Source organism: Micromonospora sp. PTRAS2, from assembly GCF_054052245.1.
The window spans coordinates 111,249-137,935 of record NZ_JBSWBU010000001.1; the positions used below are offsets into that span (position 1 = coordinate 111,249).

The 26,687-nt window shown below is 69.3% G+C and carries 25 protein-coding genes; 15 read left to right on the forward strand and 10 right to left on the reverse strand.

The annotated features are described in order from the left end of the window. Positions 1-116: 116 nt before the first annotated feature. Together ACVMYR_RS00530 and ACVMYR_RS00535 are read left to right on the forward strand one after the other, a co-directional pair. On the forward strand, positions 117-1,961 hold the full coding sequence (locus ACVMYR_RS00530) for a 2-oxoacid:acceptor oxidoreductase subunit alpha (protein ID WP_077935984.1): 1,845 nt from the start codon (positions 117-119) through the stop codon (positions 1,959-1,961). Beyond that, a complete protein-coding gene (locus ACVMYR_RS00535) occupies positions 1,954-2,988 on the forward strand; it encodes a 2-oxoacid:ferredoxin oxidoreductase subunit beta (RefSeq protein WP_077935983.1) in 1,035 nt (344 codons plus the stop codon). The genes ACVMYR_RS00530 and ACVMYR_RS00535 overlap by 8 nt, the downstream gene beginning before the upstream one ends. Before the next feature lie 96 nt (positions 2,989-3,084). Here the strand turns inward: ACVMYR_RS00535 and ACVMYR_RS00540 are convergent, their stop codons facing one another. Further along, entirely contained in the window at positions 3,085-4,104 is a 1,020-nt protein-coding gene (locus tag ACVMYR_RS00540; protein WP_077935982.1) for a potassium channel family protein, read from the reverse strand. A 212-nt stretch (positions 4,105-4,316) separates the two neighbouring features. On the opposite strand from ACVMYR_RS00540, the gene ACVMYR_RS00545 reads away from it, so the two are divergent. After that, the gene (locus ACVMYR_RS00545) at positions 4,317-4,961 is read left to right on the forward strand and encodes a helix-turn-helix domain-containing protein (RefSeq protein ID WP_363629699.1); all 645 of its coding nucleotides are present in this window, start codon (positions 4,317-4,319) and stop codon (positions 4,959-4,961) included. Positions 4,962-5,099: 138 nt separating this feature from the next. Further along, positions 5,100-5,696, forward strand: a complete 597-nt coding sequence (locus tag ACVMYR_RS00550; RefSeq protein ID WP_077935980.1) for a ClpP family protease — start codon at positions 5,100-5,102, stop codon at positions 5,694-5,696. A gap of 237 nt (positions 5,697-5,933) precedes the next feature. On the opposite strand, the gene ACVMYR_RS00555 is transcribed toward ACVMYR_RS00550, so the two are convergent. Then, on the reverse strand, positions 5,934-6,290 hold the full coding sequence (locus ACVMYR_RS00555; RefSeq protein WP_043961714.1) for a winged helix-turn-helix transcriptional regulator: 357 nt from the start codon (positions 6,288-6,290) through the stop codon (positions 5,934-5,936). A gap of 158 nt (positions 6,291-6,448) precedes the next feature. On the opposite strand from ACVMYR_RS00555, the gene ACVMYR_RS00560 reads away from it, so the two are divergent. Next, a complete protein-coding gene (locus tag ACVMYR_RS00560; protein WP_457120834.1) occupies positions 6,449-7,297 on the forward strand; it encodes an SDR family oxidoreductase in 849 nt (282 codons plus the stop codon). A gap of 92 nt (positions 7,298-7,389) precedes the next feature. Here ACVMYR_RS00560 and ACVMYR_RS00565 read toward each other — a convergent pair whose 3' ends face one another. Then, entirely contained in the window at positions 7,390-8,256 is an 867-nt protein-coding gene (locus tag ACVMYR_RS00565; protein WP_077935978.1) for an AraC family transcriptional regulator, read from the reverse strand. A 160-nt stretch (positions 8,257-8,416) separates the two neighbouring features. Here ACVMYR_RS00565 and ACVMYR_RS00570 point away from each other — a divergent pair, with 160 nt between their 5' ends. The 4 genes from ACVMYR_RS00570 to ACVMYR_RS00585 all read left to right on the forward strand — a co-directional run bounded on the left by ACVMYR_RS00570 (position 8,417) and on the right by ACVMYR_RS00585 (position 12,607). After that, positions 8,417-8,635: a hypothetical protein gene (locus ACVMYR_RS00570; RefSeq protein WP_077935977.1), complete on the forward strand. Its 219-nt coding sequence runs from the start codon at positions 8,417-8,419 to the stop codon at positions 8,633-8,635. A 120-nt stretch (positions 8,636-8,755) separates the two neighbouring features. Beyond that, positions 8,756-10,027, forward strand: a complete 1,272-nt coding sequence (locus tag ACVMYR_RS00575) for an ROK family transcriptional regulator (protein ID WP_077935976.1) — start codon at positions 8,756-8,758, stop codon at positions 10,025-10,027. 17 nt (positions 10,028-10,044) lie between these two features. Beyond that, complete coding sequence (locus ACVMYR_RS00580; protein WP_457120835.1) at positions 10,045-10,890, forward strand: LacI family DNA-binding transcriptional regulator; 846 nt, start codon at positions 10,045-10,047, stop codon at positions 10,888-10,890. Positions 10,891-11,053: 163 nt separating this feature from the next. Continuing rightward, positions 11,054-12,607 (forward strand): cellulose binding domain-containing protein, encoded by a 1,554-nt coding sequence (locus tag ACVMYR_RS00585; RefSeq protein ID WP_457120836.1) that lies wholly within the window; start codon positions 11,054-11,056, stop codon positions 12,605-12,607. Between the two features lie 194 nt (positions 12,608-12,801). Here ACVMYR_RS00585 and ACVMYR_RS00590 read toward each other — a convergent pair whose 3' ends face one another. Together ACVMYR_RS00590 and ACVMYR_RS00595 are read right to left on the reverse strand one after the other, a co-directional pair. After that, positions 12,802-14,100, reverse strand: a complete 1,299-nt coding sequence (locus ACVMYR_RS00590; protein ID WP_457120837.1) for a WD40 repeat domain-containing protein — start codon at positions 14,098-14,100, stop codon at positions 12,802-12,804. A 45-nt stretch (positions 14,101-14,145) separates the two neighbouring features. Next, on the reverse strand, positions 14,146-14,280 hold the full coding sequence (locus tag ACVMYR_RS00595; RefSeq protein WP_457120838.1) for a hypothetical protein: 135 nt from the start codon (positions 14,278-14,280) through the stop codon (positions 14,146-14,148). A 77-nt stretch (positions 14,281-14,357) separates the two neighbouring features. On the opposite strand from ACVMYR_RS00595, the gene ACVMYR_RS00600 reads away from it, so the two are divergent. Then, positions 14,358-14,567, forward strand: coding sequence for a hypothetical protein (locus ACVMYR_RS00600; protein ID WP_457120839.1), 210 nt, complete (start codon positions 14,358-14,360; stop codon positions 14,565-14,567). A 364-nt stretch (positions 14,568-14,931) separates the two neighbouring features. Continuing rightward, positions 14,932-15,486 carry a hypothetical protein gene (locus ACVMYR_RS00605; RefSeq protein WP_077935963.1) on the forward strand — a complete coding sequence of 185 codons (555 nt, stop codon included), beginning with the start codon at positions 14,932-14,934 and terminating at the stop codon, positions 15,484-15,486. Positions 15,487-16,005: 519 nt separating this feature from the next. Here the strand turns inward: ACVMYR_RS00605 and ACVMYR_RS00610 are convergent. Then, positions 16,006-16,674 carry an SRPBCC family protein gene (locus ACVMYR_RS00610; RefSeq protein ID WP_457120840.1) on the reverse strand — a complete coding sequence of 223 codons (669 nt, stop codon included), beginning with the start codon at positions 16,672-16,674 and terminating at the stop codon, positions 16,006-16,008. 114 nt (positions 16,675-16,788) lie between these two features. Between ACVMYR_RS00610 and ACVMYR_RS00615 the strand changes: the two genes are divergently transcribed. Further along, a complete protein-coding gene (locus ACVMYR_RS00615) occupies positions 16,789-17,466 on the forward strand; it encodes a TetR/AcrR family transcriptional regulator (RefSeq protein ID WP_457120841.1) in 678 nt (225 codons plus the stop codon). Further along, the gene (locus tag ACVMYR_RS00620; RefSeq protein ID WP_457120842.1) at positions 17,463-17,894 is read left to right on the forward strand and encodes a hypothetical protein; all 432 of its coding nucleotides are present in this window, start codon (positions 17,463-17,465) and stop codon (positions 17,892-17,894) included. Before ACVMYR_RS00615 ends, ACVMYR_RS00620 begins: the two co-directional genes overlap by 4 nt. Positions 17,895-18,756: 862 nt before the next feature. Here ACVMYR_RS00620 and ACVMYR_RS00625 read toward each other — a convergent pair. The 4 genes from ACVMYR_RS00625 to ACVMYR_RS00640 form a co-directional block, all read right to left on the reverse strand. Then, the gene (locus tag ACVMYR_RS00625) at positions 18,757-21,936 is read right to left on the reverse strand and encodes an NACHT domain-containing protein (RefSeq protein WP_457121275.1); all 3,180 of its coding nucleotides are present in this window, start codon (positions 21,934-21,936) and stop codon (positions 18,757-18,759) included. Between the two features lie 1,011 nt (positions 21,937-22,947). Next, positions 22,948-23,316, reverse strand: a complete 369-nt coding sequence (locus ACVMYR_RS00630; protein WP_457120843.1) for a hypothetical protein — start codon at positions 23,314-23,316, stop codon at positions 22,948-22,950. 53 nt (positions 23,317-23,369) lie between these two features. Then, entirely contained in the window at positions 23,370-23,915 is a 546-nt protein-coding gene (locus ACVMYR_RS00635; protein WP_457120844.1) for a GNAT family N-acetyltransferase, read from the reverse strand. A gap of 14 nt (positions 23,916-23,929) precedes the next feature. Continuing rightward, entirely contained in the window at positions 23,930-25,210 is a 1,281-nt protein-coding gene (locus ACVMYR_RS00640; RefSeq protein ID WP_457120845.1) for a hypothetical protein, read from the reverse strand. 687 nt (positions 25,211-25,897) lie between these two features. Here ACVMYR_RS00640 and ACVMYR_RS00645 point away from each other — a divergent pair. After that, positions 25,898-26,188, forward strand: coding sequence for a hypothetical protein (locus ACVMYR_RS00645; RefSeq protein ID WP_457120846.1), 291 nt, complete (start codon positions 25,898-25,900; stop codon positions 26,186-26,188). A 30-nt stretch (positions 26,189-26,218) separates the two neighbouring features. Beyond that, entirely contained in the window at positions 26,219-26,566 is a 348-nt protein-coding gene (locus ACVMYR_RS00650; protein WP_457120847.1) for a DivIVA domain-containing protein, read from the forward strand. Positions 26,567-26,687 lie beyond the last annotated feature (121 nt).

Below are 26,687 nucleotides of genomic sequence, written 5' to 3' on the forward strand. Positions count from 1 at the left end.
ACCCACGGGCGGTGCGGGGCAGCGCTGTGTCAAGGAGGTCATGTGGCCGGGCAAGGCGAGGTCACCATCATGTTCAGCCGCCCGCGCGACCGCGCCGAGCGAAGCGAGGGGCAGGCGTGACGAAGCAGATCCGTCAACTCGACCGGGTGGTCATCCGGTTCGCCGGCGACTCCGGCGACGGCATGCAGCTGACCGGCGACCGGTTCACCTCGGAGACGGCCCAGCTGGGCAACGACATCTCCACGTTGCCCAACTTCCCCGCCGAGATCCGGGCCCCCGCCGGGACCCTGCCGGGCGTGTCGAGCTTCCAGGTGCACTTCGCCGACTACGACATCCTCACCCCGGGCGACGCGCCGAACGTGCTGGTCGCGATGAACCCGGCCGCGCTCAAGGCCAACCTGGCCGACCTGCCGCGCGGCGCGGACATCATCGTCAACACCGACGAGTTCACCAAGCGCAACCTCGCCAAGGTGGGCTACCAGGCCAGCCCCCTGGACGACGACTCCCTCGACGGCTACGTGGTGCACCCCGTCGCGCTCACCTCGATGACCGTCGGGGCGCTCGCCGACCAGCAGGTGTCCAAGAAGGACGCCGAGCGGGCGAAGAACATGTTCGCCCTCGGCCTGCTCTCCTGGATGTACTCCCGCCCGTACGAGTCGACCCTGCGCTTCCTGGAGCGCAAGTTCGCCAAGCGCCCCGAGCTGGTCGCGGCGAACGTCGCGGCGTTCCGGGCCGGCTGGAACTTCGGCGAGACCACCGACTCCTTCTCGGTGCGTTACGAGGTGAAGCCGGCGAAGATGGTGCCGGGCACCTACCGCAACATCACCGGCAACGCGGCGCTCTCCCTCGGCCTGGTGGCCGCGGGCGTCCGCTCCGGGCTGCCGGTGTTCCTCGGCGCCTACCCGATCACCCCGGCGTCGGACATCCTGCACGAGCTGAGCAAGCACAAGCGGTTCGGCATCGTCACCATGCAGGCCGAGGACGAGATCGCCGCGGTCGGCGCGGCGCTCGGCGCGTCGTACGGCGGGGCGCTCGGCGTCACCACCACCAGCGGCCCCGGCGTGGCGCTCAAGAGCGAGACGATCTCCCTCGCGGTGGCGCTGGAGCTGCCGCTGGTCATCGTGGACGTGCAGCGGGCCGGCCCGTCGACGGGCATGCCCACCAAGACCGAGCAGGCCGACCTCAACATGGCCCTGTACGGCCGGCACGGCGAGGCCCCCGTCGCGGTGATCGCCCCGAAGTCCCCGTCGGACTGCTTCCACGCGGCGATCGAGGCGGCCCGGATCGCGCTGACCTACCGCACCCCGGTGCTCCTGCTCTCCGACAACTACGTCGCCAACGGCTCCGAGCCGTGGCTGCTGCCCGACGTGGAGTCCCTGCCCGACCTGCGGGTCGAGTTCGCCACCGCGCCCAACGGCGACGACGGCACGTTCCTGCCCTACCTGCGTGACCCGCAGACCCTGGCCCGGCCGTGGGCCATCCCGGGCACGCCGGGGCTGGAGCACCGCATCGGCGGCCTGGAGAAGGCCGACAAGACCGGCGACATCTCGTACGACCCGGCCAACCACGACTTCATGGTGCGCACCCGGGCGGCCCGGATCGAGGCGATCCCGGTGCCGGACGTCGAGGTGGAGGACCCGGACGGCAACGCCCGGCTGCTGGTGCTGGGCTGGGGCTCGACGTACGGCCCGATCGGCGCCGCCTGCCGGCGGCTGCGTCAGCGCGGGCTCCCCGTCGCGCAGGCGCACCTGCGGCACCTGGCCCCGATGCCCGCCAACCTCGGCGAGGTGCTGCGCTCCTACGACCGGGTGGTCATCCCCGAGATGAATCTCGGCCAGCTCGCCCAGGTGATCCGGGGCAAGTACCTGGTCGACGCCATCGGCTACAACCAGGTCCGCGGCCTGCCGTTCACGGCCACCGAGCTGGAGACGATGCTGGAAGAGGTCCTGAAGAATGTCTGAGCCCGTCGCCCTCAAGCTCACCGCGAAGGACTTCAAGTCCGACCAGGAGGTGCGCTGGTGCCCCGGCTGCGGTGACTACGCGATCCTCGCCGCCGTGCAGCAGTTCATGCCGGAGCTGAACATCCCCCGGGAGCGGATCGTCTTCGTCTCCGGCATCGGGTGCTCATCCCGGTTCCCGTACTACATGAACACCTACGGGCTGCACTCGATCCACGGCCGCGCCCCGGCGATCGCCACGGGCCTGTCGGTGTCCCGCCCGGACCTGTCCGTGTGGGTCGTCACCGGCGACGGCGACGCGCTGTCGATCGGCGGCAACCACCTCATCCACGCGCTGCGCCGCAACGTCAACCTGAAGATCCTGCTGTTCAACAACCGGATCTACGGCCTGACCAAGGGGCAGTACTCTCCGACGTCCGAGGTCGGCAAGATCACCAAGTCGACGCCGGCCGGTTCGGCCGACGCCCCGTTCAACCCGCTCTCGCTGGCCCTGGGGGCGGAGGCGAGCTTCGTCGGCCGCACCATCGACTCCGACCGCAAGCACCTCCAGTCGGTGCTGCGGGCCGCCGCCGAGCACCAGGGCTCGGCGTTCGTGGAGATCTACCAGAACTGCAACATCTTCAACGACGGGGCGTTCGACCAGCTCAAGGAGCCGGCCACCCGCGACGACTTCCTGATCCGGCTGGAGCACGGGCAGCCGATCACGTTCGGTGCCGAGGGCCGGTTCTGCGTCGTCCACCCGCCGGGCGGCTTCGGCCTGGAGGTGCGGGAGACCGCGTCGGTCCGCCCGGAGGAGATCGTCGTGCACGACGCGACGGTCGCCGACCCGGCGTACGCGTTCGCGCTGTCCCGGCTGCCCGGGCTCGACCTGAGCAACACCCCGATCGGCGTGTTCCGGTCGGTCGACCGCCCGTCCTACGACAGCGTGGTCCAGGCCCAGGTCGAGGAGGCGAAGGCGAAGGTCACCGAGACCCCGGAGCAGCAGCTCGCCGGCCTGCTGGGCAGTGGCGACACCTGGACGATCCTCTGATCCGTCCCGCCCAGGGGCGACCCGTCAGGCGAGCGGAGGGCCCGTCACCGGAAGGTGGCGGGCCCTTCGTCGTGGAGCGCGGCGGGCGGCGGGCGGTCAGCCCGGCGTGCCGGCGGGCTGGGGCCGGTCGTCGCGGACGTGCACGAGCATGTCGCCGGTCTCGATGACCGCGCCGGCCCGGTCGGAGAGCGTGACCACCTTCCCCCGGCGGACCAGCGCGATGACCAGGGTGTCGTCCAGCTCGCGCGGGGAGCGGCCGACCTCGTTGCGCTCCGCCGAACGCATCGCCAGGGCCATGCCCTGGCCGGGGGTGAGCAGGTCCTCCACCACGTCGATCAGCGGCGGCGCGGAGGTGGACAGGCCGAGCAGCCGGCCCGCCGTGGCGGAGGAGACGATCACGTGGTGCGCGCCGCTCTGCTTGAGCAGCGGCGCGTTCTCGGCCTCGCGGGCCGCCGCGATGATCCGCACCTGCCCGGCGGTGAGCTGCCGGACGGTGAGCGCGACCAGCACCGACGCGTCGTCGCTGTCGGTCGCGATGATCACCGCCTTGGCGTTGCGCACGTGCGCCTCGTTGAGCACGGAGGAGCGGGTCGCCGACCCCTCGATCGCGACGAGCCCCGCCGAGGTGGCCTGCCGCAGCGACGCCGGGCTGCGCTCGACCACCACGATCCGGGACTTGTCGAGGCCGTTCTCCAGCAGCGCCGAGACCGCGCTGCGGCCCTTGGTGCCGTAGCCGCAGATGATGACGTGGTTCTTCACGCTCTTCCTCCACCGCGTCAGACGACGGCCGGTCCGGTACTGCTCGGTCAGGACTTCCAGGGTGGTGCCGACCAGGATGATCAGGAAGAGCACCCGGGCCGGGGTGACGAACAGGACGTTGACCAGCCGGGCGGACGGCGCCGCCGGCGTGATGTCGCCGTATCCGGTGGTGGAGAGGGAGACCACCGCGTAGTAGAAGCAGTCGAGGAGGGTGAGGCCGTCCTCGTTGACGTCGCGGTAGCCGTCGCGGTCGAGGTAGACCGCGGTGACGACCGCGAGGACCAGGCCCAGGGCGGCGGCCAGGCGCAGGCTCAGCGCGCTCAGCGGGCCCCGCCGCTGCGCGGGAAAGTGGATCACCGCGGGACCTGCTCCGCCTCCGTCGCCTGCACGTGCACAACATAGCGGGTACGCGCCGGACCGGCCCGGCAGGCCGGGACAACGCCGGTGGTCGGGAGCCGGTCGCCGCACCGGAAGGCGTCGGCGCAGCCGCCGTAGGGGCGGCGGGGTCGGTGTGTCGCCCGCCGAACCGGCATGATGGGAGCAGGAGCGCCCACCACGAGGAGGCCCGGATGTCGTTGCTGCGACGGGTGATCGGCAGCGTGCTGCGTCGGGTGCGGCAGCGCCAGGGCCGCACCCTGCGCGAGGTGGCCGAGGCGGCGGGGGTGTCCCTGCCCTACCTCTCCGAGGTCGAGCGCGGGCGCAAGGAGGCCAGTTCCGAGGTGCTGGCGGCGATCTGCCGCGCCCTCGGCATCGACCTGTCGGACCTGCTGGAGGAGGCCCGCGACGACCTGCGCCGGGTCGAGCGGCGGGTGCCCGCCGCGCCCCGGGTGGCGCTGGCCCGCCTGGACGAGGTGGTGCCGGTGGGCGGCGAGCCCGGCCCGCGCCTGCGCCTCGGCTTCCACGCCGACCCGGTCGGCCCGCAGCAGGGCGGGCCGCTGGTGGAGTGCCGGGTGCCGGTGGCCGCCGGCCGGGTGCTGCGGCTCGGCGGGGTCACCCCGACCGCGGGCGGCCGGCTGCTGCACGTCGGCGGGGTGGGCCTGGGCACGTCCGTGGTGTCCGTGGGCGGGGCGGTGGCGCACCCCGGCCCGGCCGTCCACGTCCTGCCGGTCCGGCTGTTCGCGTCCGCGCCGCTTCGGCGCCCCGCCGCGCGTACCGCGAGGGTGCTGGCCCGGCGGCGGGCCCGGGCGGGCCTGCGGCGGCTGACCGCCCGCTAGGCCCGGCCGGTTTCTGCCGTCGGCGGATCTGCCGCCGGCAGAAGCGCTGGGAACCACGCGCCCGGTGGGCGGACGCTGGGGGCACCGGTTCCCCTGGGCGGAGTCCGTCGCCCGCCGGCAGCGTGGAGGTCGATCACGATGATCAGGTACGACGTGTGGATGCGGGACGGTGGCCAGCCGTCCTTCGGCGACCAGGTCTTCCAGCGGCTGCTGAAGGAACGGATCATCTTCCTCGGCACGGAGGTCACCGACGAGTCGGCCAACCAGATCTGCGCACAGCTCCTGCTGCTGGCGGCCGAGGACAGCGAGCGCGACATCTACCTCTACATCAACTCACCGGGCGGCTCGGTCAGCGCCGGGATGGCCGTCTACGACACGATGCGGTACATCAGCAACGACGTGGCCACCCTCGCGCTCGGCATGGCCGGCTCGATGGGCCAGTTCCTGCTCTGCGCGGGCACCGCCGGCAAGCGGTACGCCCTGCCCCACTCGCGGATCATGATGCACCAGCCGTCGGGCGGATTCGGCGGCACCGTCGCCGACATCACCATCCAGGCGGAGAACATGCTGCACGTCAAGCGCACGATGCACGAGCTGATCGCCCGGCACAGCGGGCGCTCGGTGGAGCAGATCCAGCAGGACTCGGACCGGGACCGCTGGTTCACCCCCGAGGAGGCCCGGGAGTACGGCCTGATCGACCGGGTGCTCAGCCGGGTCGACCAGCTGGCGGCCTGATCCCGGCCGGATGACCGCCGGCCCGGCGCGGGGCGGGGCGGCGGCCCGGCGCCGGATGGGGCGGCGGCGGCCGGACACGCCCCCTCGATCCCCGTGTCCGACCTCCGACCTCGCGAAGCCTATGTCCGGAGTGCGCCCGCCCGGGCACTTCGGGGGCGCAGCGCTTTACCGCCGATTCCCGTTACATCGCAATCCCACCGGGCGTGCCGCCCGCCACCGGGCCCCACGGGCGGCCCCTCAGCCGGCGGCGTCGTAGCGGGCGCGGGCGGCCTCGACCTCGCCGAGGTGCGTCGTCGCCCACGCCTCCAGCCCGCCCACCAGGTCGAGCAGGCTGCGCCCGAGGCCGGTCAGCGCGTAGTCGACCCGGGGCGGGACGGTCGCGTACGCGGTGCGGGTGATCAGGCCGTCGCGTTCCAGGCCGCGCAGCGTCTGGGTGAGCATCTTCTGGCTCACCCCCTCGATGCGCCGGGCCAGCTCGCTGAAGCGCTTCCCGCCGTCGGCGAGGGTGAGGACGACGAGCACGCTCCACCGGTCGCCGATCCGGTCGAGGACCTGCCGGCTGCCGCAGTCGCGGGCGAAGGGAGTGGGTTCCACGCTCTAACTCTCCATCAGATAGTGCCTTACTTCAAGGTGCCTACTCTCCAACGGGAAGTGGCGGCGGAAGCTTCCCGTTGCACCGGACGACGGATCGTCCGACCCGGAGCACGGCCCCCGACCAGGGGACCGTCTCCGGCATCGAGAGGGAGCACACCATGTCCATCGTCGTCACCGGAGCCACCGGCCACCTCGGCCAGCTGATCGTCGCCGCGCTGCTGCGGCGGGGCGTGCCCGCCGGGGAGATCGTGGCGCTCGGCCGGGACGCCGGCAAGCTCGCCGACCTCGCCGGGCACGGGGTGAACACCCGGCAGGTCGACTACACAGACCCCGAGTCGCTGCGCACAGCGTTCGCCGGGGCCGACAAGCTGATGTTCGTCTCCGGCAGCGAGGTCGGGCAGCGCGCCACCCAGCACCACAACGTCGTCGCCGCCGCCCGCGAGGCCGGCGTCGGGCTGGTCGTCTACACCAGCATCGCCAACGCCGACCGCTCCGGCATGGTCCTCGCCGGGGAGCACCTCGCCACCGAGCGGGAGATCACCGCGTCGGGCCTGCCGTACGTGATCCTGCGCAACGGCTGGTACCTGGAGAACTACACCGGCCAGCTCTCGACGTACCTCCAGTTCGGGGTGACCGGCGCGGCGGGCGACGGGCGGGTCAGCGCCGCGACCCGCGCGGACTTCGCCGAGGCCGCCGCCGCGGCGCTCACCGGCGCCGCGGAGACCAACCGGGTGTACGAGCTGGGCGGCGCGGCGTTCACCCTGACGGAGCTGGCCGAGGAGGTGTCCCGGCAGACCGGTCGCGCCGTCGGCTACACCGACCTGCCGGCGGGGAAGTTCACCGAGGTGCTGGTCTCCGCCGGCGTACCCGAGGGCTTCGCCGCCGTCCTCGCCGACAGCGACCTGGGCCTGGCCCGGGGCGAGCTGTACGTCGAGGGCGACGACCTGGCGAAGCTGATCGGCCGCGAGCCGATCACGCTCGCCGAGGCGCTGCGCGCCGCGCGCTGAGCCGCCGCATCCGGACAGCCGAATCCGGACAGCCGCGTCGGGCCGCCGCGCCGCACCGGCCCCGTCCGCCGTTCGCGGGCGGGGCCGGCGGCTCAGGCCGGGACCCGCTCCACCGGGACCCACAGCTCGGCGTCGGCCCGCGAGCCGTCGGAGGACACCCGGGCCCGGAGCATCTCCGGGCCCGGTCGGCTGCGGTACGGGTTCGACGGGAACCACTCCGTGAAGACGTCCCGCCAGAGGTGCTGGAGGGCCTGCGGGAACTCGCCCGAGGTGGAGAAGACCGCCCAGGTGCCGGCGGGCACCGGCATGGCGTCCAGGTCCCGCGGCGGGGTGGCGGCGGTGACCACGGCGTGCCAGTAGTCCAGCTCGGTGCCCTCCTCCCGGTTGACCCCCAGCTTGTCGCTGACGTTGACGATGCCCTGCGGCTCCTGGTCGGAGAGGGCCGCGATCCGCTCGGCCGTCCCGGCGTCGATGCTCTTGACGAACGCCACGATCGCCGGGTTCAACCCCTCGTACACGAGCGGGACGCGGGCCTTCCGCCCGACCAGGTGGAAGGCCCCCTTGTCGGCGATGCGGTACCGCATGCTGGATCTCCCCTCGACGACGAGCCGGAAGGACATCCGGGGCTGCGACCGCAGGGCGGCGCCGTTGCGCCGGGCCTCGCCGGGGCCGACCCCGTGCACGGCCTGGAACGCCCGGGCGAACGCCTCCCCCGACCCGTACCCGTACCGGAACGCGATGTCGAGCAGCGTCCGCTCCCCCGCGAGTACCTCGGCGGCGGCGACGGTGAGCCGGCGACGCCGCACGTACTCCGACAGCGGCATCCCGGCCAGCGCCGAGAACATCCGCCGGAAGTGGTGCTCCGACGTCACCGCGATCCGCGCCAGCTCACCCACCTCGATCCGCTGGTCGAGATGCCCCTCGACGTACGCCATCGCCTCGTTCAGCCGGTCCAGCACCCGGAACTCCCCTTCCTGCCGCCAGAAACCACGGGATCACGCGTACCAGACATCCTGGGCCCGACCCGCCGGGACGGCCGACCCGCCCCGGGCGGTCCGTGCGAGATTCCCTCACCGTCGTGGCTGCCGCCGCACCCGCGCCTGCTGGTACGGTCGCGATGTGATCGTCGAGGAGCACTGGTGGAACGGGGACGCGACCAAACGAGGACGTCGCGACGTCTACATCCGCACCGATGGTCAGCGCTGGGAGGTCCAGGCGCAGATCGGTGGTGAGCAAGGCCGCTCGAAGGTGCTGGAATGCTCCAGCCACAGTTCCGCGAGCATCCTCGCGGGGGCGTGGCGCGGAGGCAGCTCGGGCTGGCGGGAACTGCGGCGCTGAGCGTCGCCCAGCGGGGCTCTGGCGGCCGGGCCTGACCCGCCGGCCGCCAGCAGGCGTGCGCGGCGGCAGCGGCGAACGCCTATGCTCTGCGGGGGAGTCGGACGGCGTGACCGGGGAGCAGTGAGCGGACCGAGAGCGGACAAGCTGCCGCACGCGAGCAGCAAGGCCGCGGTGCTGGACGCCATCCGGGCGGCCGGCACGATCAGCCGGGTGGGCCTGATCAGCGTGACCGGCTTCACCGCGCCCACCATCTCCAACCTCGTCCGTAAGCTCATCGACGAGGGCCTGGTCGTCGAGACCGGCCACGCCGAGTCGACCGGCGGGAAGCGGCGGGTCCTGCTCCGGCTCAACCACACCTCCCGGTACGCCGTGGGCGTGTGCCTCGGCCAGGGGGTCATGACGTACGTCCTGACCGACCTGACCGGGGTCGTGGTGGCCCGGATCTCCCGGCCGGGCGTCGGCGCCGAGGCGCCCGCGACGGTCGTCTCCCGGATCGCGGCCGAGATCCCGACCCTGGTCGACAGCGTCGGCGTGGAGCGGGCGCGGCTGGTCGGGGTGGGCCTGGTCTTCCCCGGCCCGCTCACCGGCCGGGGGGTCGCCGGCCTCAACCCCGAGCTGCGGCACTGGCGGGAGTACCCGCTCGGCGCGGCCCTGGAGCAGGCGACCGACCTGCCGGTGGTGCTGGACAACGACGCCACCGCCGCCGCCCTGGGCGAACACTGGGCGGGCGGGTTCGGCACGGCGAGCGCCGCCGCCGCCCTCTACATGGGCAGCGGCCTCGGCGCCGGGCTGGTCATCGACGGGATCACCTACCGCGGCCCGAGCGGCAACGCCGGCGAGCTGGGGCACGTCTGCGTGGACGCGGACGGCCCGCGCTGCTGGTGCGGGGCCCGGGGGTGCGTGGAGGCCGTCGCCGGGCCCGCCGCCGTGGTCGCGGCGGGGCGGGCGGACGCGGGCCTGGCCGGGGCGCTCGGCCTCACCACCGGCACCGGACCCGCGGCGGTCGCCCGCGACTTCGCCGCGATCGGCCGCGCCGCCCGGCGCGGACAGCGGCGGGCGCTGGCGCTGTGCGAGAGGTCCGCCCGGTACGTCGCGGCGGCCGCCCGCACCCTCGCCAACGTGATGGACCTGGAGGTCATCGTCCTGACCGGGCCCGGCTTCGCCGTCGCCGGTTCGGTCTACCTGCCCGTGCTGCGCCAGGAGCTGCACACCGTCTTCTCCCGCTCCGCGCACGCCGTCGACGTACGGCTGTCCCGGTCCGCCGCCACCGCGTCCGCCGTCGGGGCCGCCGCCCTGGTCCTGGAGTCCGAGCTGGTGCCGTTCCACCGCGGGCTCCGGGTGTCGGAGAGCCTCGACGGGGAGTTCGCGCCGCTGCCCGGATCGGCCCGCTGACCTGCGATGGGGGTGCGATGAGCACGACGAGCGCGGTCGGCCTGGTGCTCGCCCGGGCGCCCCGCCTGCTCGGCGCCGAGCCGTTCTTCATGGAGTTCATCTCCGGCATCGAGGAGTGCCTCGCCGAGCACGGCCGGTCGGTGCTGCTGCACATCGTCGCCGACCACGCCGCCGAGATCGCCGCCTATTGCCGGTGGGCGCAGCTCCGGCTGGCCGAGGCCGTGGTGCTGGTGAACCCGACCGCCGGGGATCCCCGGCCGGCGGTCCTGCGCGAACTCGGCCTCCCCGTGGTCGTGGCCGGCGAGCCCGACGGCGACGCCCCGGCCGTCCGGCGGGACGACGTCGGCTCGGTGCGGGCGGCGGTCGCGCACCTGGCCGGCCTCGGGCACCGCCGGATCGCGCGGATCAGCGGGCCGGACACGCTGCGGCACACCCGCACCCGCACCGCCGCGTTGCTGGCCGCCGCGGGCCCGGCCGGCATCGACGCCGTGGTGCTGACCGGCGACTACTCGGAGGAGTCGGGCGCGGCCTTGACCGCCCGGCTGCTGCGCGACGGCGACCCGCCCAGCGCGATCATCTACGACAACGACCTGATGGCGGTCGGCGGCCTGGACGTGGCCGGGGAGCTGGGCCTCACGGTCCCCCGCGACCTGAGCCTGCTCGCCTGGGACGACTCCAGCCTGTGCCGCCTGTCCGCCCCGCAGCTCACCACGATGAGCCTCGACGTGCACGACTTCGGCGAGCTGGTGGCCGGCTCCGTGCTCGCGCTGCTCGACGGCGCGCCGGTCAGGGAACGGTGGTGCCCCACCGAGACGGTGATCGTGCGGCAGACCACGGCCCCGCCGCCCGGCGGGCTTGAGTAGCGCCCGCCCGCTCGCCTGCCTGCCGCCTGTCTGCCTGTCTGCCTGTCTGCCTGCCGCCCGGCGGGCGGGCGGCGCAGTCGCGAGCTTGACTTAGTGAGGTAAACAAACAAAGATCTTCGATGCGCTCCCATCGACGATCCCCTCTCGACCACGAGGAGATCAGATGAGACATCGTCATGCCCTGATGGCCGTCGGCACCACCGCGACCCTGGTCGCCGCCGGCCTGGCCGGGCTCACCTTCCCCGCCTCAGCGGCGGCCACCGGCTGCTCCGTGGCATACACCGTGCAGAGCCAGTGGACAGGCGGGTTCAGCGGGAACATCGCCATCACCAACCTCGGCTCCGCGGTCACCGGCTGGACGCTGACCTTCGACTTCCCGACCAGCGGCCAGCAGGTCACCCAGGGCTGGAGCGCCACCTGGTCGCAGTCCGGCACCCGCGTCTCGGCCGCCAGCCTGAGCTGGAACGGGTCGCTGGGCACGGGCGGGTCGACCGCGATCGGCTTCAACGGCTCGTGGAGCGGCAGCAACCCCGTGCCGACGTCGTTCGCGCTCAACGGCACGACCTGCACCGGCTCGGTGACGTCGCCGACCCCCGGGCCGACCACCACCCCGCCCCCGACGACCCCGCCGCCCACCACTCCGCCGCCCACCACTCCGCCGCCCACCACTCCGCCGCCCACGACGCCGCCGCCGACCGGTGCCGCGCCCGCCCTGAAAGTCTCCGGCAACCGGCTGGTGACGGCGAGCGGGGCGACCTACCGGCTACTCGGGGTCAACCGGGCCAGCGGTGAGTTCGCCTGCGTGCAGGGCAAGGGCATGTGGGACAGCGGGCCCGTCGACCAGGCCTCGGTCAACGCCATGAAGGCGTGGAACATCCGCGCCGTGCGGATCCCGCTCAACGAGGACTGCTGGCTCGGCCTCTCCGGCTCGCCCAGCGGCGCGACGTACCAGCAGGCCGTCAAGGACTACGTGAACCTGCTCGTGGCCAACGGGATCAACCCGATCCTCGACCTGCACTGGACCCACGGGCAGTACACCGGCAACATCTCCGCCTGCGCCGACGTCAACGCCACCTGCCAGAAGCCGATGCCCAGCATGCAGCACACGCCGCAGTTCTGGACCGGCGTGGCCAACGCGTTCAAGGGCAACAACGCCGTCGTGTTCGACCTGTTCAACGAGCCCTACCCGGACGCCGCCAACAACTGGTCGGACATGGCTGCCGCGTGGCGCTGCCTGCGCGACGGCGGCACCTGCACCGGCATCACCTACGAGGTCGCCGGCATGCAGGACCTGGTCGACGCCGTACGGGCCACCGGCGCCGGCAACGTCCTGCTGGTCGCCGGCCTGACCTGGACCAACGACCTGAGCCAGTGGCTCAACTACAAGCCGAACGACCCGCTCAACAACATCGTGGCGTCGTGGCACTCGTACAACTTCAACGCCTGCGTCACCGTCAGCTGCTGGGACAGCCAGATCGGCGCCGTCGCCGCGCAGGTGCCGGTGCACGCCGGCGAGATCGGCCAGGACACCTGTGCCCACGACTACATCGACCAGGTGATGACCTGGCTGGACTCCAAGCGCATCGGCTACACGGCGTGGACCTGGAACCCCTGGGGATGCAGCGGCGGCAACGTCCTCATCCAGGACTACGACGGCACCCCCACCAGCACCTACGGTGAGGGCTACAAGGCCCACCTGCTCTCCGTGACCCCGTAACGGCGCCACCAACCCGCCGGCCGGCGCGCCCCGCGAGTGGGGGGCGTGCCGGCCGGCGACGTGCGCGGTTACCGGGCCGTACCGGCGGGGTGGGCCGACCACCCCCGGTGGAACGCTCACGCCGGCCGGCAACGTGGAACGCTCACGCCGGCCGGCAACGTGGAACGCTCACGCCGGCCGGCAACGTGGAACGCTCACGCCGGCCGGCAACGACGCAGCACGCCGTCGGCGACGGCGGCGAGTTCGCCGGTGCCCCGGTGCAGGCAGGTCGGCACGAAGCCGGGCACCGTGCCGGTGCGGTGACCGGTGAGCGGGTCCCAGACGTGCAGGCCGTCGGCGTGCGCCGAGTAGAGCCGCCGGCCGTCGGAGAACCAGTCCCCGGCGGGGCCGGCAAAGGTGGCCAGCTCGCGGCCCGAGGCCACGTCGAACAGGCGTACGCCGGGCAGGATCGTCTCGTCGTCGTCGCCGATGCCACCGACGGCCAGCAGGTCGTCGCCGACGAAGCAGAGCGGCCCGTTCCAGTAGTAGTCGCGGAAACACAGCCGCTGGCGGGTCGGCCCGTCCTCGGACTCCCACACGTTGCCGTTCAGCCAGGGGCGAAGATCCCACACCGAGGGCTCGCCGACCGGGTGCCAGATCCAGCCGTCGTCGGCGATCATCCGGCTGCCGGGCGAGCAGAGCAGCCGGCCGTGGAAGTAGTCGAGATGGTGCGCCGGCCGTTCCTGCTCCAACGTCTTCTCGATCTCACGCGCGGTCAGCAACTCCCCGGTGGCCGGGTCGCTGACGTCGAGCCGGTTCCAGCGGGTGCGGTGCACCACCAACGGCCGGTCGTCGACCCGCGCGAAGGCCAGCGAGAACGGCACCGTGTTCGCGTGGTAGTCCCCGCCGTCGAGCGCCAGCGTCACCACACCACCCCGACCGAGGTCCACCACCCGCCCGTACCGACCGTAGTCGTCGACCACGGCGGCGAAGCGGCCACAGGCGGAGGCGTGCAGCCTGCGCCGAAGTTGCCGGTCCATCCATGGGGTGTGCCCCGGCTCGTCGACCAGCTCGACGGTCGCCAACACCGTGGCCCGGTCGTTGTCCGGGTCGAGCTCGACGATGGTGCCGTCGGCGGTGAGCGCCAGCCATCGGGAGCCGTCGGCGTCGTCGATCGGAGCGAGGTCGACCACCTGCCCCGACGACGGCGGCAGCGACCAGCCCGACACCGTCGCGTCCAACGGTTCCGGCCGTTCCAGGATCTCCGGCTCGCCGCGCCACCCGAGCATCTCCCCGTCCTCGACGAGCCGGTCGACGCATCCCTCGCACACCACGACCAGCACGGCCGGCTGGCCGGCCTCGTCGCACTCCCGGCAGACCAGGTCGAAGTCCATCCCGCGCCCGGTCAGCACCCGGAGGCACGCCACGTCCCGGTCTTCGGGTACGGCGACCAGGTGGGAACACACCCGGCTGGTGGCCGCGTCCGCCGGATGTCCACAGAAGAGGGTCAGCACGGGCAGCACGATATCCGCCCTGGTTGTCCTCCGCTCCGGGGCGCGTCAACTGGGCACCGCGACGATGCGGGCATGCATCAGCGCGTACGAGGGACGGTGCACGGCCGAGAAGAGGCGGCACGACTCCGCCGGCACCTTGACCGCCCACCGCGGGCTGACGCTGTTCGCGTAGTCCGTCACCTCTCGTCCGGCATCGGCCCGGCCTCGCTGCCACCTGCGGCAGCCGGAGCTGGCGCGTGTCCCGTAGCGTTGATGGCATGACAACACTGGTGGTGACGCTCGCGACGTTCGTGGTGTTGCTGCTTGCGGTTGTCGCCTTCGTGACTCGACGCGACCGCGCGAAGCTCACGTCGGATCAGGATTCGGCTGCGGTCCGTCAGGCAAGTGCCGACCAGCACAGGCACGAGGCAGAGCGTCACTTCGCCTCGGGCATGGCAGCGAGACACCACAATCCGTCCAGTACGTAGCGCAGGCTCGCCCGATTTGGGCAGCATCCGTCGCCCTGATGCGCGGGAGGCGCCGATCCCGCCGGAGCTGGTGGCGATCCTGCGGGCGCACGTCGACCGGTTCGGAGTGGGCGCCGACGGGCGGCTGTTCCGCAGTGGAGTGCCGACCCTCGGTGCCTTGGGACGTGGATCTCGCAGATCGGAAGGAATACCTCAGTGATGCCACCGAGGCGCAGTGGGCGCTGATCGGGCCGTTCCTGCAGGCCTGGAAGGCCAGGCGAGCACCGTGCGGAGCCGATGCCAGAAATAGCTTGACGCGCCAACGCCCATCGCGCATGGTCGATGCATATCGATGGTTCCGAATGTCTTGGCATGGGGAGAACTGATGAAGGCTTTCGTCACCACCGCCTTGGCTGCGACCCTGCTGCTCCTCGCTACGGGCGGCGTGTCCGACGCCCGGCCGGCGGCCGACGCGCCCTGCACCGGGCAGATCCACGCAAACCCGGGGTTCGAGCTCGGCGCCACCGGCTGGACAGCCGGCCCGCGCATGGTCGTGCTCGGCGACTCGATCCGGCCCGCACACACCGGCCTCGCGTACGCCGCCTTCGCCGGGCTGGACGTGACGCGTTCCGATTTGCTACGCACCACCGTCACGGTGCCGGCCGGCTGCGACCTGACGGTCCGCTTCTGGGTTCGGACCATCACCACGGAGACCAGCCGCAGCGACTACCTGAACGTCGGGCTGGCAGTCACCGGGATACCCCCGAAGACGAGGTTCTCGCTGGCCTTCGACGGCGGGGCGCAGTGGCGGCAGTACAGCATGTCGACCGGGACGGCGACGACCGAGCGCACCGCGACTGCCAGCTTCCTCGCCAGCGAGACTGCTGGCAACGGCGCCACGGCCTTCGACGTCGACGACGTCACCTTCACCTTGAGCTGACCACGACGGGACCCCAGGACCAGCACCGCCAGGCTCACCGCCACACACACGGTTCAGGACGGCGACAGCGGCAGCGTGACCACTGTGGCCCTGAACTGGGCCGGTCGACTACTACTCCCGGCTCCGCGCACCAAGATCGCTGCCCGCACTCTGCACGAAGCACTGCGGACGCCCGAGGACGGACGGAGGCCGCCCGCGGGGCAGGCCACGAGCCGACGGCTACCCATGTCCTGCAAAGATCAAGACTGCTGTACGCGTACCACTCCTCCGCCTCAAGCCCATCTCCACCGTGAGTCCGCACACCGGCGAGCAGGTCTGCTCGGCTCCGCCCGGACCTGCGATGGAGGTGGGCGGCCCCATCTCTGTCGAAGATCCCCGCCGGAGGCATCGGTTCCGGTCCTTGGCGGAGTCTGCAATCGGCCGGCCCGCCGGCCGATTGCCGGCGTTTGCGCCGCCAGCAGGCCGCGCGGTGGCGCCCGGCGCCGTCGTGAGCGCCGGGCAACACCGCGTACGTGAGGCTCACGCGGTGCGGGTCCTGCCGCACTGCTCGGCGCCGGCGGCGTTCGTGAGATCGCTCAGCCAGGCTTCGAGGCCGTAGCCGAGATAGGCGGTAGAGGTCGGCACATCCGCTTCGACCTGGGCACCGGTCCAGGTCTCCTCGGTGCGCACCAGCACGCCACCCTTGACGGGCGTGAAGTTCCAGACGTGGACGCCCATGTCGATGCGGAGGCCCTCACCGACTGCCGGCCCGGACCAGCGGATGCACGTGTTGCGCTTGAGCTGGTGAACGGTGGAGGTGATGGACAGGGTCGTGGCAGGAGTGTTCGGCGGCTCGGGTACGGGGGTGGTCCACCGGAACTGCGAGCCCGGGCGCAGCGCTCCGCGGTCCAGCCGTTCGGCGCTTGTGACTACCGGCTGCCACGACGGCCAGTGCTCCACGTCGGTCTGGAGCTTCCAGATGGTGTGCAGCGGTGCCTCGATCAGGGTTTCGGTCCGGTACCGAATCTTGGCGGCCGGGTCGACCCCTCGACCGGCGCAGGTCAGCGGAGCCGAGGCCGATGGGATCGACCCGGAAGGGCCGCCGGCGGTTGCGGCGGAGGCTGGCGATGGTACACCGAGAGCCCCGATCGCGAGCAGCGGGATCGCGAGCACTGCGGACAGTCGGGCGCCGCGGCGGGATCTGATCATCGTCCGTCTCCTTGTTCAGGGGCGAGCACCAGGAAAGTTACCCAGCATCGTGTTAGTTACAGGCTATAACTCGCGTTGAGCTACCGTCAATAGCGGCAGTGATAGCCTGTAACCGTGACCGTGGATGGATCGAGCGACAGCGAGGTGGTCGGGCCGCGCGAGCGCTACCGGGCTCAGATGCAGGCCGAAATCAAGCAGCACGCGTGGGAGCAGATCGCCACGGTCGGCGTGCCTGCGCTGTCGCTCAAGGCGATCGCCAAGCAGTTGGGCATGAGCGGGCCTGCTCTCTACCGGTACTTCGCCAGCCGCGACGACCTGATCACCGCTCTCATCAGAGACGCGTACCACGGTCTCGCCGACGCGCTGCGCACCGCGTCCCACAACGGCGCCGACCTCGCGATGCTGGCTCAGGTCGTACGCGACTGGGCCCTGGTCAACCCACACCGGTACCTGTTGATCTATGGCACTCCGGTTCCTGGCTACCGCGCACCCGACGACACGACGGCCATCGCCAGCGAGATCATGACGATGATCATCGGCGCCTGCCGGAGGGACCACGCCGACCCGTCCGGCACTCCGTTCGAGGCGCACCTCGACAGCCATCGGCAGTGGGCGGGCGACGATTCCGTGCCGGCGGCGGTCCTCCGTCGGGCACTGGCCTTCTGGACGCGGCTGCACGGCGTGCTGTCGCTGGAACTCGCCGGTCAGTTCGTCGGCATGGGCTTCGACTCGGCGCTCCTGTTCGCCGACGAGGTCGACGAACTGACGACTCGTGCGACCATGGGCGGGTGACGATCTTCGCCTGCCTCGCCTGCGGGATGCCGCTGACCGGCGATCTGGCGGAGACGGCACTGTCCGATGAGCCGTCAGAGCAGGCGGCCAACGATCATGACGTACCCGTCACGCGGGTGCGGCCCGGCAGGTTCGCCGTCGACCCGGAACCCTTCGGTCCTCCGTACGTACCGACGACTGCCGATCCGCGGGTGCACGTGTCCGACGGACCTCGGGGCACCATCCTGGTGAACCCGCACGACGTTCATGGCCTCGGCCCTCATCCCGACCCGAGGCGGCGCAACGGGTGCTGCCGACTCGATGGCTTGGACGGACCGAATCTCGTGTGCCGCGGGTGCCGCAGCGAAGTCGCGACCAAGCAATCTGACTGTTGGGTGAGCTGGCACGACCTTCGACTGCAGCCAGCGGCGGTGACGGCATCACGCTGAGCGCGTTGACGGACGTTCCACACCTGATGCCACACCGATCAACCGGCCGGACATGCCACGCTGGGCGATCATTGCACGCAGTCTGCACGGACAGCTGTAATCGGCGGCTTCGGATGGCATCGGATGATCAATCAATGCGGGAACGTATCCGCTGCTCAGGTGGCGTTTCTGCTGACCTTCGAGGTGCCCCCGGCAGGATTCGAACCTGCGACACACGGTTTAGGAAAGCGACAGCGGCAGTGTGATCACTGTGGCCGTGACCTGGGCGGGCCGGCTACTTGCCGGCTTCGCGCGTCAAGATCATTGCACGCACTCTGCACGAAGCGCTGCGGACGCCCGAGGACGGCCGGAGGCCGCCCGCAGGGCAGGCCGCAAGCGCGGAAGCTGCATTCGTGGAACCCAAGCCCATTTCGCAAAGATCAAGGCTGATGTCGGCAAACGTGAATTCCCGCCGCTGGCCAGCTCACCGTTTCGTCCATCATCAACACCGAACCTCGTCTGTCGGCCTAGCTGTCCGGACGGAATGAATATATAGCAAAACTAGCCCCTTTTGGCATGAATGTCGACCTCACTTCAAGGGTTCAATCAATGCCGTCTGATGCCGTTGCCGTGCGGATCGCCTGCCTTCCGAGTCGCCTCAGGTGGTTCAAGGACCTCGTGCTGATTCCTCACTGACGTAGCACACCGACCGCACACCCAAGCCCTCGCCGGCCCGCCAGATGCCACACAGGCGGGCTGGCGAGCCGCGACAGCACTATCGGCAGGCCGGTCGGCATCGATCACTGCTCATGGAGTCCAGATTCTTGACCCCTTCGACGCCGCCTCAATGTCCGCCGGCCATCGCACCTTGAACTCTCACATGTTAGCGAACGCCATTGATAGCCCTGCGAGCGATACGCATATCCAGCTCGTCGAACGCTCGTCGCCCTTCCTCACCAAGAGCCAAAAGCATTTTCTCGGTAAATTCCTCTGCGATGTCTAAACCGCGGTTATGATCACTGACAACTTCCTTAATTATTGAGGATTTGACATTGACCACGTCATCGACATAGTAACGAATGACAAGACCACCACGCCGACGAAGTTCCTTATACAGACCACGCGCACCCACCTGGGACCGGCCGAACGACTGGAGCCTCTCGCGCTCTGCCTCATCTAGCTTCCATTGACCAACGAGGGGGCAGGCACTTAGGACCCAAGACGCCATGCGCGAAACCTCGGAATTAGAGGCGCTTATCCAGACCTTAACCATCTTGAGCTGCAGGGCGTTAATAACGTCCGGATCGTAGTCCGGAATTAGGAGGACCGCCCAGGCAGCCGCCCACATTTTCGAGAAGTACAGGCGATCACAACGCCGGGACGGCTCTGCAATTAACCCTGAAAGCAAACGCTCAATGGAACCGTCAAGTGACGGAGCAAGATTCCGATCATCCCTAACCCCGCTTCGCAATAGGTTTCGGGCCCGGAAGGCCGCTGACATCAGCGCCAAGGCAGCGGGAATCGCGATGGCTTCGTCCTTCGAGACAAGTCTCTGCTGAATCCAGTCATCGAGTTCCACGCTCGACGCCGTAGCCCTATAATCCAAGTTGGCAATATCCGAAATTGATGAACCGAAGAGAATGAAGTCCTCAACGTCGAAGCGATACTTCTCCATACATACGCGACGCAAAAGCGCATCGTACCGCCCGCCATAGAGCTGGCCAGCCACGGAAAGACCCATAGGCCCGAGGTAACGGTGTGCGACTACACTAGCTTCAATGGCTTCCTTCGCGAGACCTGGAGCTATTTGCACCTCGTCGCGTAGACACCCAATCAGATTCACCGTCAACTGACTTGGACCGTCCCCCAATCGTCGACCTCGGCGAGTCTTCTTGGATTCAAGTAGGGACAGTCGCACTCTTTCCAACAGCCTGCCCACTATTTGAGCGGCTTCCATCTTGGATGACACTGCGGTTAGAGTGACAACTTCCTGCCATTCCTCAAGGTCAAGCCGGTCATCCAATATCTCTACGATTGACTTGTCCCGCGATGCAGCATCTAAGTGCCTGTAAGCGATTGCCTGAGCGGCTAAGTACTCCTGGAAAGTGAGGTGCTTAAATTCATAGGTCGGCTTAAGCTTCCCACCCACCAGCTCATGTCCGCTGAGGGTCATGAGACTACTGCGCTCTTCAACCCTCTCGACAAAATCGTGCACAGGGGTCATGGCGTAGGCCAAGACCTCTGGCACGTCGCGTCGCGCAGAGGTCAGAAGCTCGGAAAGCTCGTCTAGCGTTACGGTCTTTCTACCGCGAGCCATCATTGCATAGGCCGTATAGGCGAGCTGAGGAATCGCCTCCTCTGGATCGAGGGGAAGGTGGCCCTCAGCATTCCAGGTCATTAGAAGAACTTCGATCGCCTTGTCGTATAGAACGCTCCGACGGCGCGGAACCTGACCGACCCAACGCTGCACTAGCAGAAGCGTTGTGAGTAGCAAAGGATTAGTGGCGAGGCTATGAACTCGGTCTGTGTCGATGATAAACTCGGCCAATTCCAGAGCTTTCTTTTTGACCCCCACCGACTTGCCGACAACTTCACTATGCCAGGCAACTACAAGCGTTCGAATCGACGCGTCAGACAGGTCTGCCACTCGAAGTGGGTGGCAGATAGAATTTACGGAAGCAGCCACAGATCGGAAGCCTGCCTCGCGCGACGTGACAACCAGCCTGCACTTGGGATAGACGCCAATGAAGGTTCGAAGCTGACTCACGAAAGCCAGCCTGTCTCCTGCCGAGGCTATCTCGTCCAGTCCGTCGACCAGCAGCATCAGGTTGCCGTTGCGGAGTTCGCTAGCAACCAGCCTCTCGAAATCGTCGCGGTATTCCGGCATCTCTGCGCGCTCCACCTGCTCTGCAATGATTTGCAGAATTGTGTTACGGACGCTTCCCGCAAGGTGCCTGCATTTTATTACGACAGGAAACCAGGATGCCTTCGGAAGGCCATCGGCACTACCCGCTAATCTAGACTTGTCCGCGTAGGCAACCGCAATCCGCTTCAGTGCCGTAGTCTTGCCAGATCCAGGAAGTCCAAGAATTGCCAGATGATGATATTTGTCAAGCGCCCCCCCGAGCGTGTAATTATACGACACTCGCCCTTCGCCGTCTTCCAACGACGACTCAGGCGAGGAATCATCATCCCTCGTCTCCGAAACTCTTCCTGTGTTTGCGGCAGACCCGATCTCAACGAAATGCAGGGGAACGTACAACGTTTCAAGCTTGAACTGACCCGATCCCATGCTTTGATCGACAGGGAGACCTTCTAGAGTGATCCCGCCGAATTCCTGCTTCAAGTAGGCCATGTAGCGCCTCTTGACCGTTGCTCGATTGTCTGACTGCGGGGCTTTGTTGAGAAGCCGCAATCCCCCGAGGGGATCCTTAACGCTCTTTGCCGTGGAGTAGACCTGTTTAGCCATAGCGAGACTCAGAGGTGCGCCATCCGCGTGCACTAAGCAAACGGCGGCACGCTGCCGTTGCGAGTTGAAGTAGACGGCCCAGATCCAGCCAATAGAATGGCCGATTAAACCTGGATGCTCGTCCATTTCAAGGTCAGCAACGGGCCCTGCTACTTGACGAGCAGCATCAACAGCTCGGGTGGCGCCTACAATGATCTTACCGTCAGCTAATTCATCCCGCACGCGCCGGCCATCGAGCAGGGCGAAGCGGTTACCCAGTTCCTCCTCCTGCGCCACTGCCGTCGACCGAAAGCCTGCCAATGAGACGAAATAGCCGTGCACCTCGCGACCTTCACGCCGTCGGCGCTCCGCATCGAGCACACCATAGAACTTGTTTAAGTCCGCGCCGCCGGAAGGCGTCGCACCGCTCTTGAATTCGGCTACAATATCTCGCGCCTCAAAACGGTGAGTCGCGGTCAGATCTAATTCTCGACCGGTCTTATGCGTGTCAAAGAGGCAGTTGTCGTATCCAAGAGTGAAGATTAAATCAGCCGCCAACCTTGTCAAGAGGTCGCCCTGTTCGTTTGCATTTGCTGCGATGATGCGAACAGGCATGTCCACGCTTTTAACCCCCACGGTCGACGCTCTCCCTTAGGCAAGGCGCCAGTCTATGCGACGATCAGCAAACAGGGTGGGCAGCCTGACTTGACGTTGCGAGCGGCGGACCGAAAAGTTTCGCTAGGGGGCACCCTCGCCCAGACGTGTGCTGCCTAAGTAGGTGGATAATCACCCTTTGCGGACTACCCCAGCCAACTCAACCGCCAGCCCTGTCTGCCGCCGACTTACACACCGTGGAGCAGGCCAAGACCAGGGTGACAGGGTCATACGTCCGGTAGGGCTCTCCAGCTCGCCACCCTGGCCTTGGCCTGCTCGGCTCTGTCTGGTTCGGTGGCGGGCGGATGGCTTCCCCTCCTCAAGCGCTCACCACCGGAGCCGTTCGGCAGCTCCATCCCGGACGGAGGCGCTCTGACCGCGCGTCTGCTGGCCGCCTGAATAGTCCGTGAAACGGTTTGGCAATCCCACCTCGGGGCCAGCCCAGCCACCGGATGACGACCCCGATGGCCCGGTACACACTCGACCGGCGGGAGGAGTCACCTCAACCGGGCCGGCGGGCGACCACTCTTCACGGTTCTTCAAGCTGGACACCTCCACCACCAGGCGGTAACGCGTGGGCAGTTCCCACCCCCACCCTCCTCCGGGCCCGCCCCTTCCTTCTACCTTGTCCTCGACCCCGGACACCCGAGCGGCCTCGTTACTCCGTTCGGCAACTCCACCACGGCCGCCCCTGGTGCGGATTCGAAGCTCGTCGGGTGGACGCGACCGGCGATAGGGCTTCGTCGTGTTCCCCTGGTCGAGCCAGGCTCGTCTCCGGGTCACCTCACTAACCCGGAGATGACGCCAAGCGTGGGTTTTCGGGCCGGCGGACTCTCCGCCCCGGCGCGGTCAGCGCCGGGGCGGGCGACTCCGTAGGAACTGGTTGCCGCGCCCCGGCCCGCGCCGCGCGGAGCGCCTTGATCCCTACTGAGATTGTTTCGGCAACGTGCTGCCCAGCAATGCGACCGGCTCCTACATGCTGGCGTCTATCGTCCGCCGGAGGCGTTCCACTGCTGCGTAGATCGCCTGTTCGGGGCCTGGCCGGCTGGGGCGCCATTCCACGATGACCGGCCGGGCGGCGTCGGCCAGGCTGGCTACGGCTTCCTCGGTGTCTGGGTCGGGTAGCTGGCCGAGGGCGTCGATCGCGCCGATGGTCGTTTCGTAGCGGTGGCTGTTGGTTGGGGTGTTGCGCCAGTGCGGGTTGTCGCGCCACGCCTGTACGCGGTCGCGCACCTCGGCAGCGGCTGCGCGGATCAGGTCAGCGCGTTGCTGGGGTGTGAGTGCTGCCAGGTACGAGGGATCGTCGGTGGATTCTTGCGGCGGCGTGTCGGCGTCGCGCATGGCGGCGATCGTACCGGCGCGCTGTCGGGCGGCTCCGTGGCCCGGACGTCACGTCAGCCGGCGGCGGGGGTCCACTCCTGGGCGAGGATGGAGTAGAGCAAGGAGTCGCGCCATCCGCCGTTGGTGAAGACGTGGTCGCGTAGCCGGCCCTCGTACTGCATGCCGAGTCTCTCGGCAACGGTGATGGAGGCTGCGTTGTCGGGGCCGATAGCTGCGGTGATGCGGTGGAGCTTCAGCGTCTGGAAGCCGTAGTCCACCATCGTGCGGGCGGCGTCGGTGGCGTAGCCGTGGCCCCAATGGTCGGCGCTGATGGCGTATCCGAGTTTGGCGGCCTGGTGGCCGGTGAGTCCGAGTCGCGCAAACCCGATCATGCGGTCTGTGGCGTCGGCAACGGCTAGGTAGTACTCGGTGCGGGGGGTGTGCTGGGCGCGTTGGATGGTGCCTTCGACCATGGCGACGGCGGCGGCCTGGTCCCGGCTGTCGAAGGAGAGCCATTGGGTGACGCGGTCGTCTCCGACGATTGCCCACGCGTCGGCCGCGTCATCGGAGCGCATGTCGCGCAGGGTGACGACGCGGCCGGGGATGGTGATCGGGTGCATGCCCTGATGCTGCCCTATCGCGGTAGGGCGTTGGCCGGGGTGTGGGTGAAGTGTTCGATGCCGTCGATGAGGTCGCGGGCGTCGGCTGCGTGGCCGGCGCGGGTGATGGCCTGATGGACGCGGCGCACGGAGTGAATGATTCCGTTGATGCGCTGGTCGGCGGGCAGGTCGAGCACGGGGGCCAGGGCGTCGGCGGCGGCGTCCAGGTTCCCGCTGGCCACGCGGGCAATGGCCAGGTTGGCGTGGGAGCCGGCCTGGTCGCCGAACGCCCATGCCGGGTCGTTCGGGTCGGCGTACGCCTGCGTGGCGCGTAGGGCGTATCGCTCGGTGGCGGTGGCTTCGCCGGGGAGCCAGGCCAGGGCATCGCTGGCGTAGTAGAGGGTGCGGGGCTGGTTGAAGGTGCAGATGCCGCCCATCTCGTCCATCTCGTCGGGGCGTACGCGGGACCAGGCGTCCTCGGCCTCGGTGATTGCGGCCTTGGCCTGCTCGGCGTTGCCAAGGGCGGCGTAGGCGCGGGCGGCGCTGGCGGGCAGCCACACGGCGGAGGTGCCGCCGGCCTGGGTGGCGTATTCGCGGCCGGCTTCGGCGTAGCGGACCGCCTCGGCGTAGCGACCGGCCCAATAGGCCACGAGGGATTGCAGGCCGCGCAGCCACGCCTGTAGCCCGGGGTGTCCGGCCTGCTCGGCGCAGAGCACGGCGGTGCGGGCCTGGAGCATGGCCGAGTGGGGGTCGGCCATGTCGTGGGAGACCTTGGCGAGCAGGCCGCTGGTGATGCCGGCGAGGAAGTGCAGGTCTCTGGACTGGTTCGGGGCCTGGCGGCGCTCCAGGAGGGTGAACAGGGTGTCCTGTGTCTCGACCAGGTCGGGCAGCACGTGGCTGACGGGTCGTTGCGGGTAGGCCAGGGCGAGGCGCTGCACGTCCTCGGCGAGCTGTTCGATGGCGGCGGGGCTGGTGGACTCGGCGGCGAGCATGGCGTACTGACGGGCGCGTTGTGCGGCCATGGCGAGGAGGTTCCTTTCCGGGCCGGCGCCGGTGGGGTCGACAACAAGGTGTCGCTCCGGCGCAGGGGTCATCTGGTGGGGAGCCCAGGGGCGCTGTAGTTCGTCGATGGACTTGTTGAACATGGCCTGCAGTGCCCGCCGGGTGGCGGGGGTCGATGAGGCCAGGTCGCGTTCGCCGCGTGCCAGTCGCCCGAGGTGCCGGGCGCTGATCGCCGCCCGGGAGTCCATCCGGGAGAACTCGTCGGCCAGTTCCTCGTACGTGCGGTCGCTCTGCTGGATCAGGTGCTCCAGCATCGTGCGAGGTTCGCGGCGTTCTCGTGCCATCCGTCTACGCCTTCCTGATGGGCTGTCTCCACGCTCGCCCGGGTGAGGTCCTTGCGGCAAGGCAGGTCCTCGTGGTGTCCGCTCGATGTCCGCCAGAGGTGTACGTACGGGTCCTCGATCGGTCCCGTAGGTCCCGGGCACTCTCTCCTACATGGACGGCTCACCCACCGCAATTGTGCATGTGCATCCCGCTGATGCACATGGGCAGCCGCGTCGGCGCGCACACCGGGAGGTGAGCTCAGCGAGGAGGGGCGCTGAGCAAACCGGAGTTCGCGTCGTGTGGTGCGTGGAGGGGTCGCGCCCACAGCGGGGACCGCATCGGTCCTCGCCGTCCGCACCGGCTGCGTGTCCCGCGTGCGAGGGGCGGGGCTGGAAGATGGCCAGCCCTCGGCGCTCCCTGCGGGCACCGGGTGACCCGAATCGGTTGCAGCGGCGCGACTGTCTCGACTGCGCAGGCACCGGCGCACAGGGGCAGTGGGCGGGGCTGGCGGTCGTCGCCTGACCGGTGACGGCCGCCAGCCCTCCGAGATCACGCGGCGTTGCGCCGTGTCCTGAGTTGGCCCGGGGCGGGTGCTGGTGGAGGCGCGGTGTCGGCCGTAGCGGAAGCCCGCCCGCCTCGGCGCCCCGACCAATCCAAGGTAGGGAAGGCAGGCGGTCGTGGTTCCGAAGCCGGGAGACGTGCTGTACGTCAACCGGCAGGCGTCGGTGCAGTTCGGCGACCGGGCGTTGATCTTCCGGGTCATCACGGTCCCCGACCAACCCACCTACTACGGGTGGATCTGGCTGACCGGCTACGTCCTCGATCCGAAGGGCAACGCCCTGGACCGCCGGGAGATCTACGTCCAGAAGGCGGGCCTCCAACGGGCCACCCCGCCGGCCGCTGCGGTCCGCCAACCCGACCGGAAACCAACGGTACGTACGACGGCCAGGAACGCCGTGCGGAAGTGAGCACGGGCGGCGGCCCGATGGGAGCGTTCGATGGCAGTGGGAGTCTTCCGAGCGGCCTCGCGACTGGCCCCGATGGTCCCCGAGCAGGTGCGCCGACTGCGGTTCCGGCGCTCCGGGTTCGGGCGGCGCGGCCTAGCCGAGGAACACGTCTACGCGTTCCTGCGCCGCGTCGTCGACGAGCTGACCGCCAGGGACGCCGCTGAGGCCAGCCTCCGGGAGGAGAACGTCCGGCTGAAGAACGCGCTCCGGGACTGGCAAAGCCAGTTCACGCCGAGGCCGGGTCAGGACGACGACAGCGCATGGACAGGAGATCAGCAGAACGGCAGCAGAGCTGGGCGGCATACAAGTCATCACGTGGAACGACGAGCGAGACGATGACCTCCCAACTCGCGCTCTCGCTCGCAACGCCCGCTGAGCGAGCACGGGAGCATGGGGCCGTGGCTGACGCCGCGGCCCTTCCGCGTTGTGGGGGTTCTGGCCTGGAGAAACCGGGCCGCCC

Excerpts from the sequence above, each read along its gene's own strand:
- ACVMYR_RS00535 (WP_077935983.1), top strand. The coding sequence starts at position 1,954 with ATGTCTGAGCCCGTCGCCCTCAAGCTCACCGCGAAGGACTTCAAGTCC.
- ACVMYR_RS00545 (WP_363629699.1), top strand. The coding sequence starts at position 4,317 with ATGTCGTTGCTGCGACGGGTGATCGGCAGCGTGCTGCGTCGGGTGCGG.
- ACVMYR_RS00550 (WP_077935980.1), top strand. The coding sequence starts at position 5,100 with ATGATCAGGTACGACGTGTGGATGCGGGACGGTGGCCAGCCGTCCTTC.
- ACVMYR_RS00560 (WP_457120834.1), top strand. The coding sequence starts at position 6,449 with ATGTCCATCGTCGTCACCGGAGCCACCGGCCACCTCGGCCAGCTGATC.
- ACVMYR_RS00580 (WP_457120835.1), top strand. The coding sequence starts at position 10,045 with ATGAGCACGACGAGCGCGGTCGGCCTGGTGCTCGCCCGGGCGCCCCGC.
- ACVMYR_RS00585 (WP_457120836.1), top strand. The coding sequence starts at position 11,054 with ATGAGACATCGTCATGCCCTGATGGCCGTCGGCACCACCGCGACCCTG.
- ACVMYR_RS00600 (WP_457120839.1), top strand. The coding sequence starts at position 14,358 with ATGACAACACTGGTGGTGACGCTCGCGACGTTCGTGGTGTTGCTGCTT.
- ACVMYR_RS00605 (WP_077935963.1), top strand. The coding sequence starts at position 14,932 with ATGAAGGCTTTCGTCACCACCGCCTTGGCTGCGACCCTGCTGCTCCTC.
- ACVMYR_RS00610 (WP_457120840.1), bottom strand. The coding sequence starts at position 16,674 with ATGATCAGATCCCGCCGCGGCGCCCGACTGTCCGCAGTGCTCGCGATC.
- ACVMYR_RS00625 (WP_457121275.1), bottom strand. The coding sequence starts at position 21,936 with ATGCCTGTTCGCATCATCGCAGCAAATGCAAACGAACAGGGCGACCTC.
- ACVMYR_RS00630 (WP_457120843.1), bottom strand. The coding sequence starts at position 23,316 with ATGCGCGACGCCGACACGCCGCCGCAAGAATCCACCGACGATCCCTCG.
- ACVMYR_RS00635 (WP_457120844.1), bottom strand. The coding sequence starts at position 23,915 with ATGCACCCGATCACCATCCCCGGCCGCGTCGTCACCCTGCGCGACATG.
- ACVMYR_RS00640 (WP_457120845.1), bottom strand. The coding sequence starts at position 25,210 with ATGCTGGAGCACCTGATCCAGCAGAGCGACCGCACGTACGAGGAACTG.
- ACVMYR_RS00650 (WP_457120847.1), top strand. The coding sequence starts at position 26,219 with ATGGCAGTGGGAGTCTTCCGAGCGGCCTCGCGACTGGCCCCGATGGTC.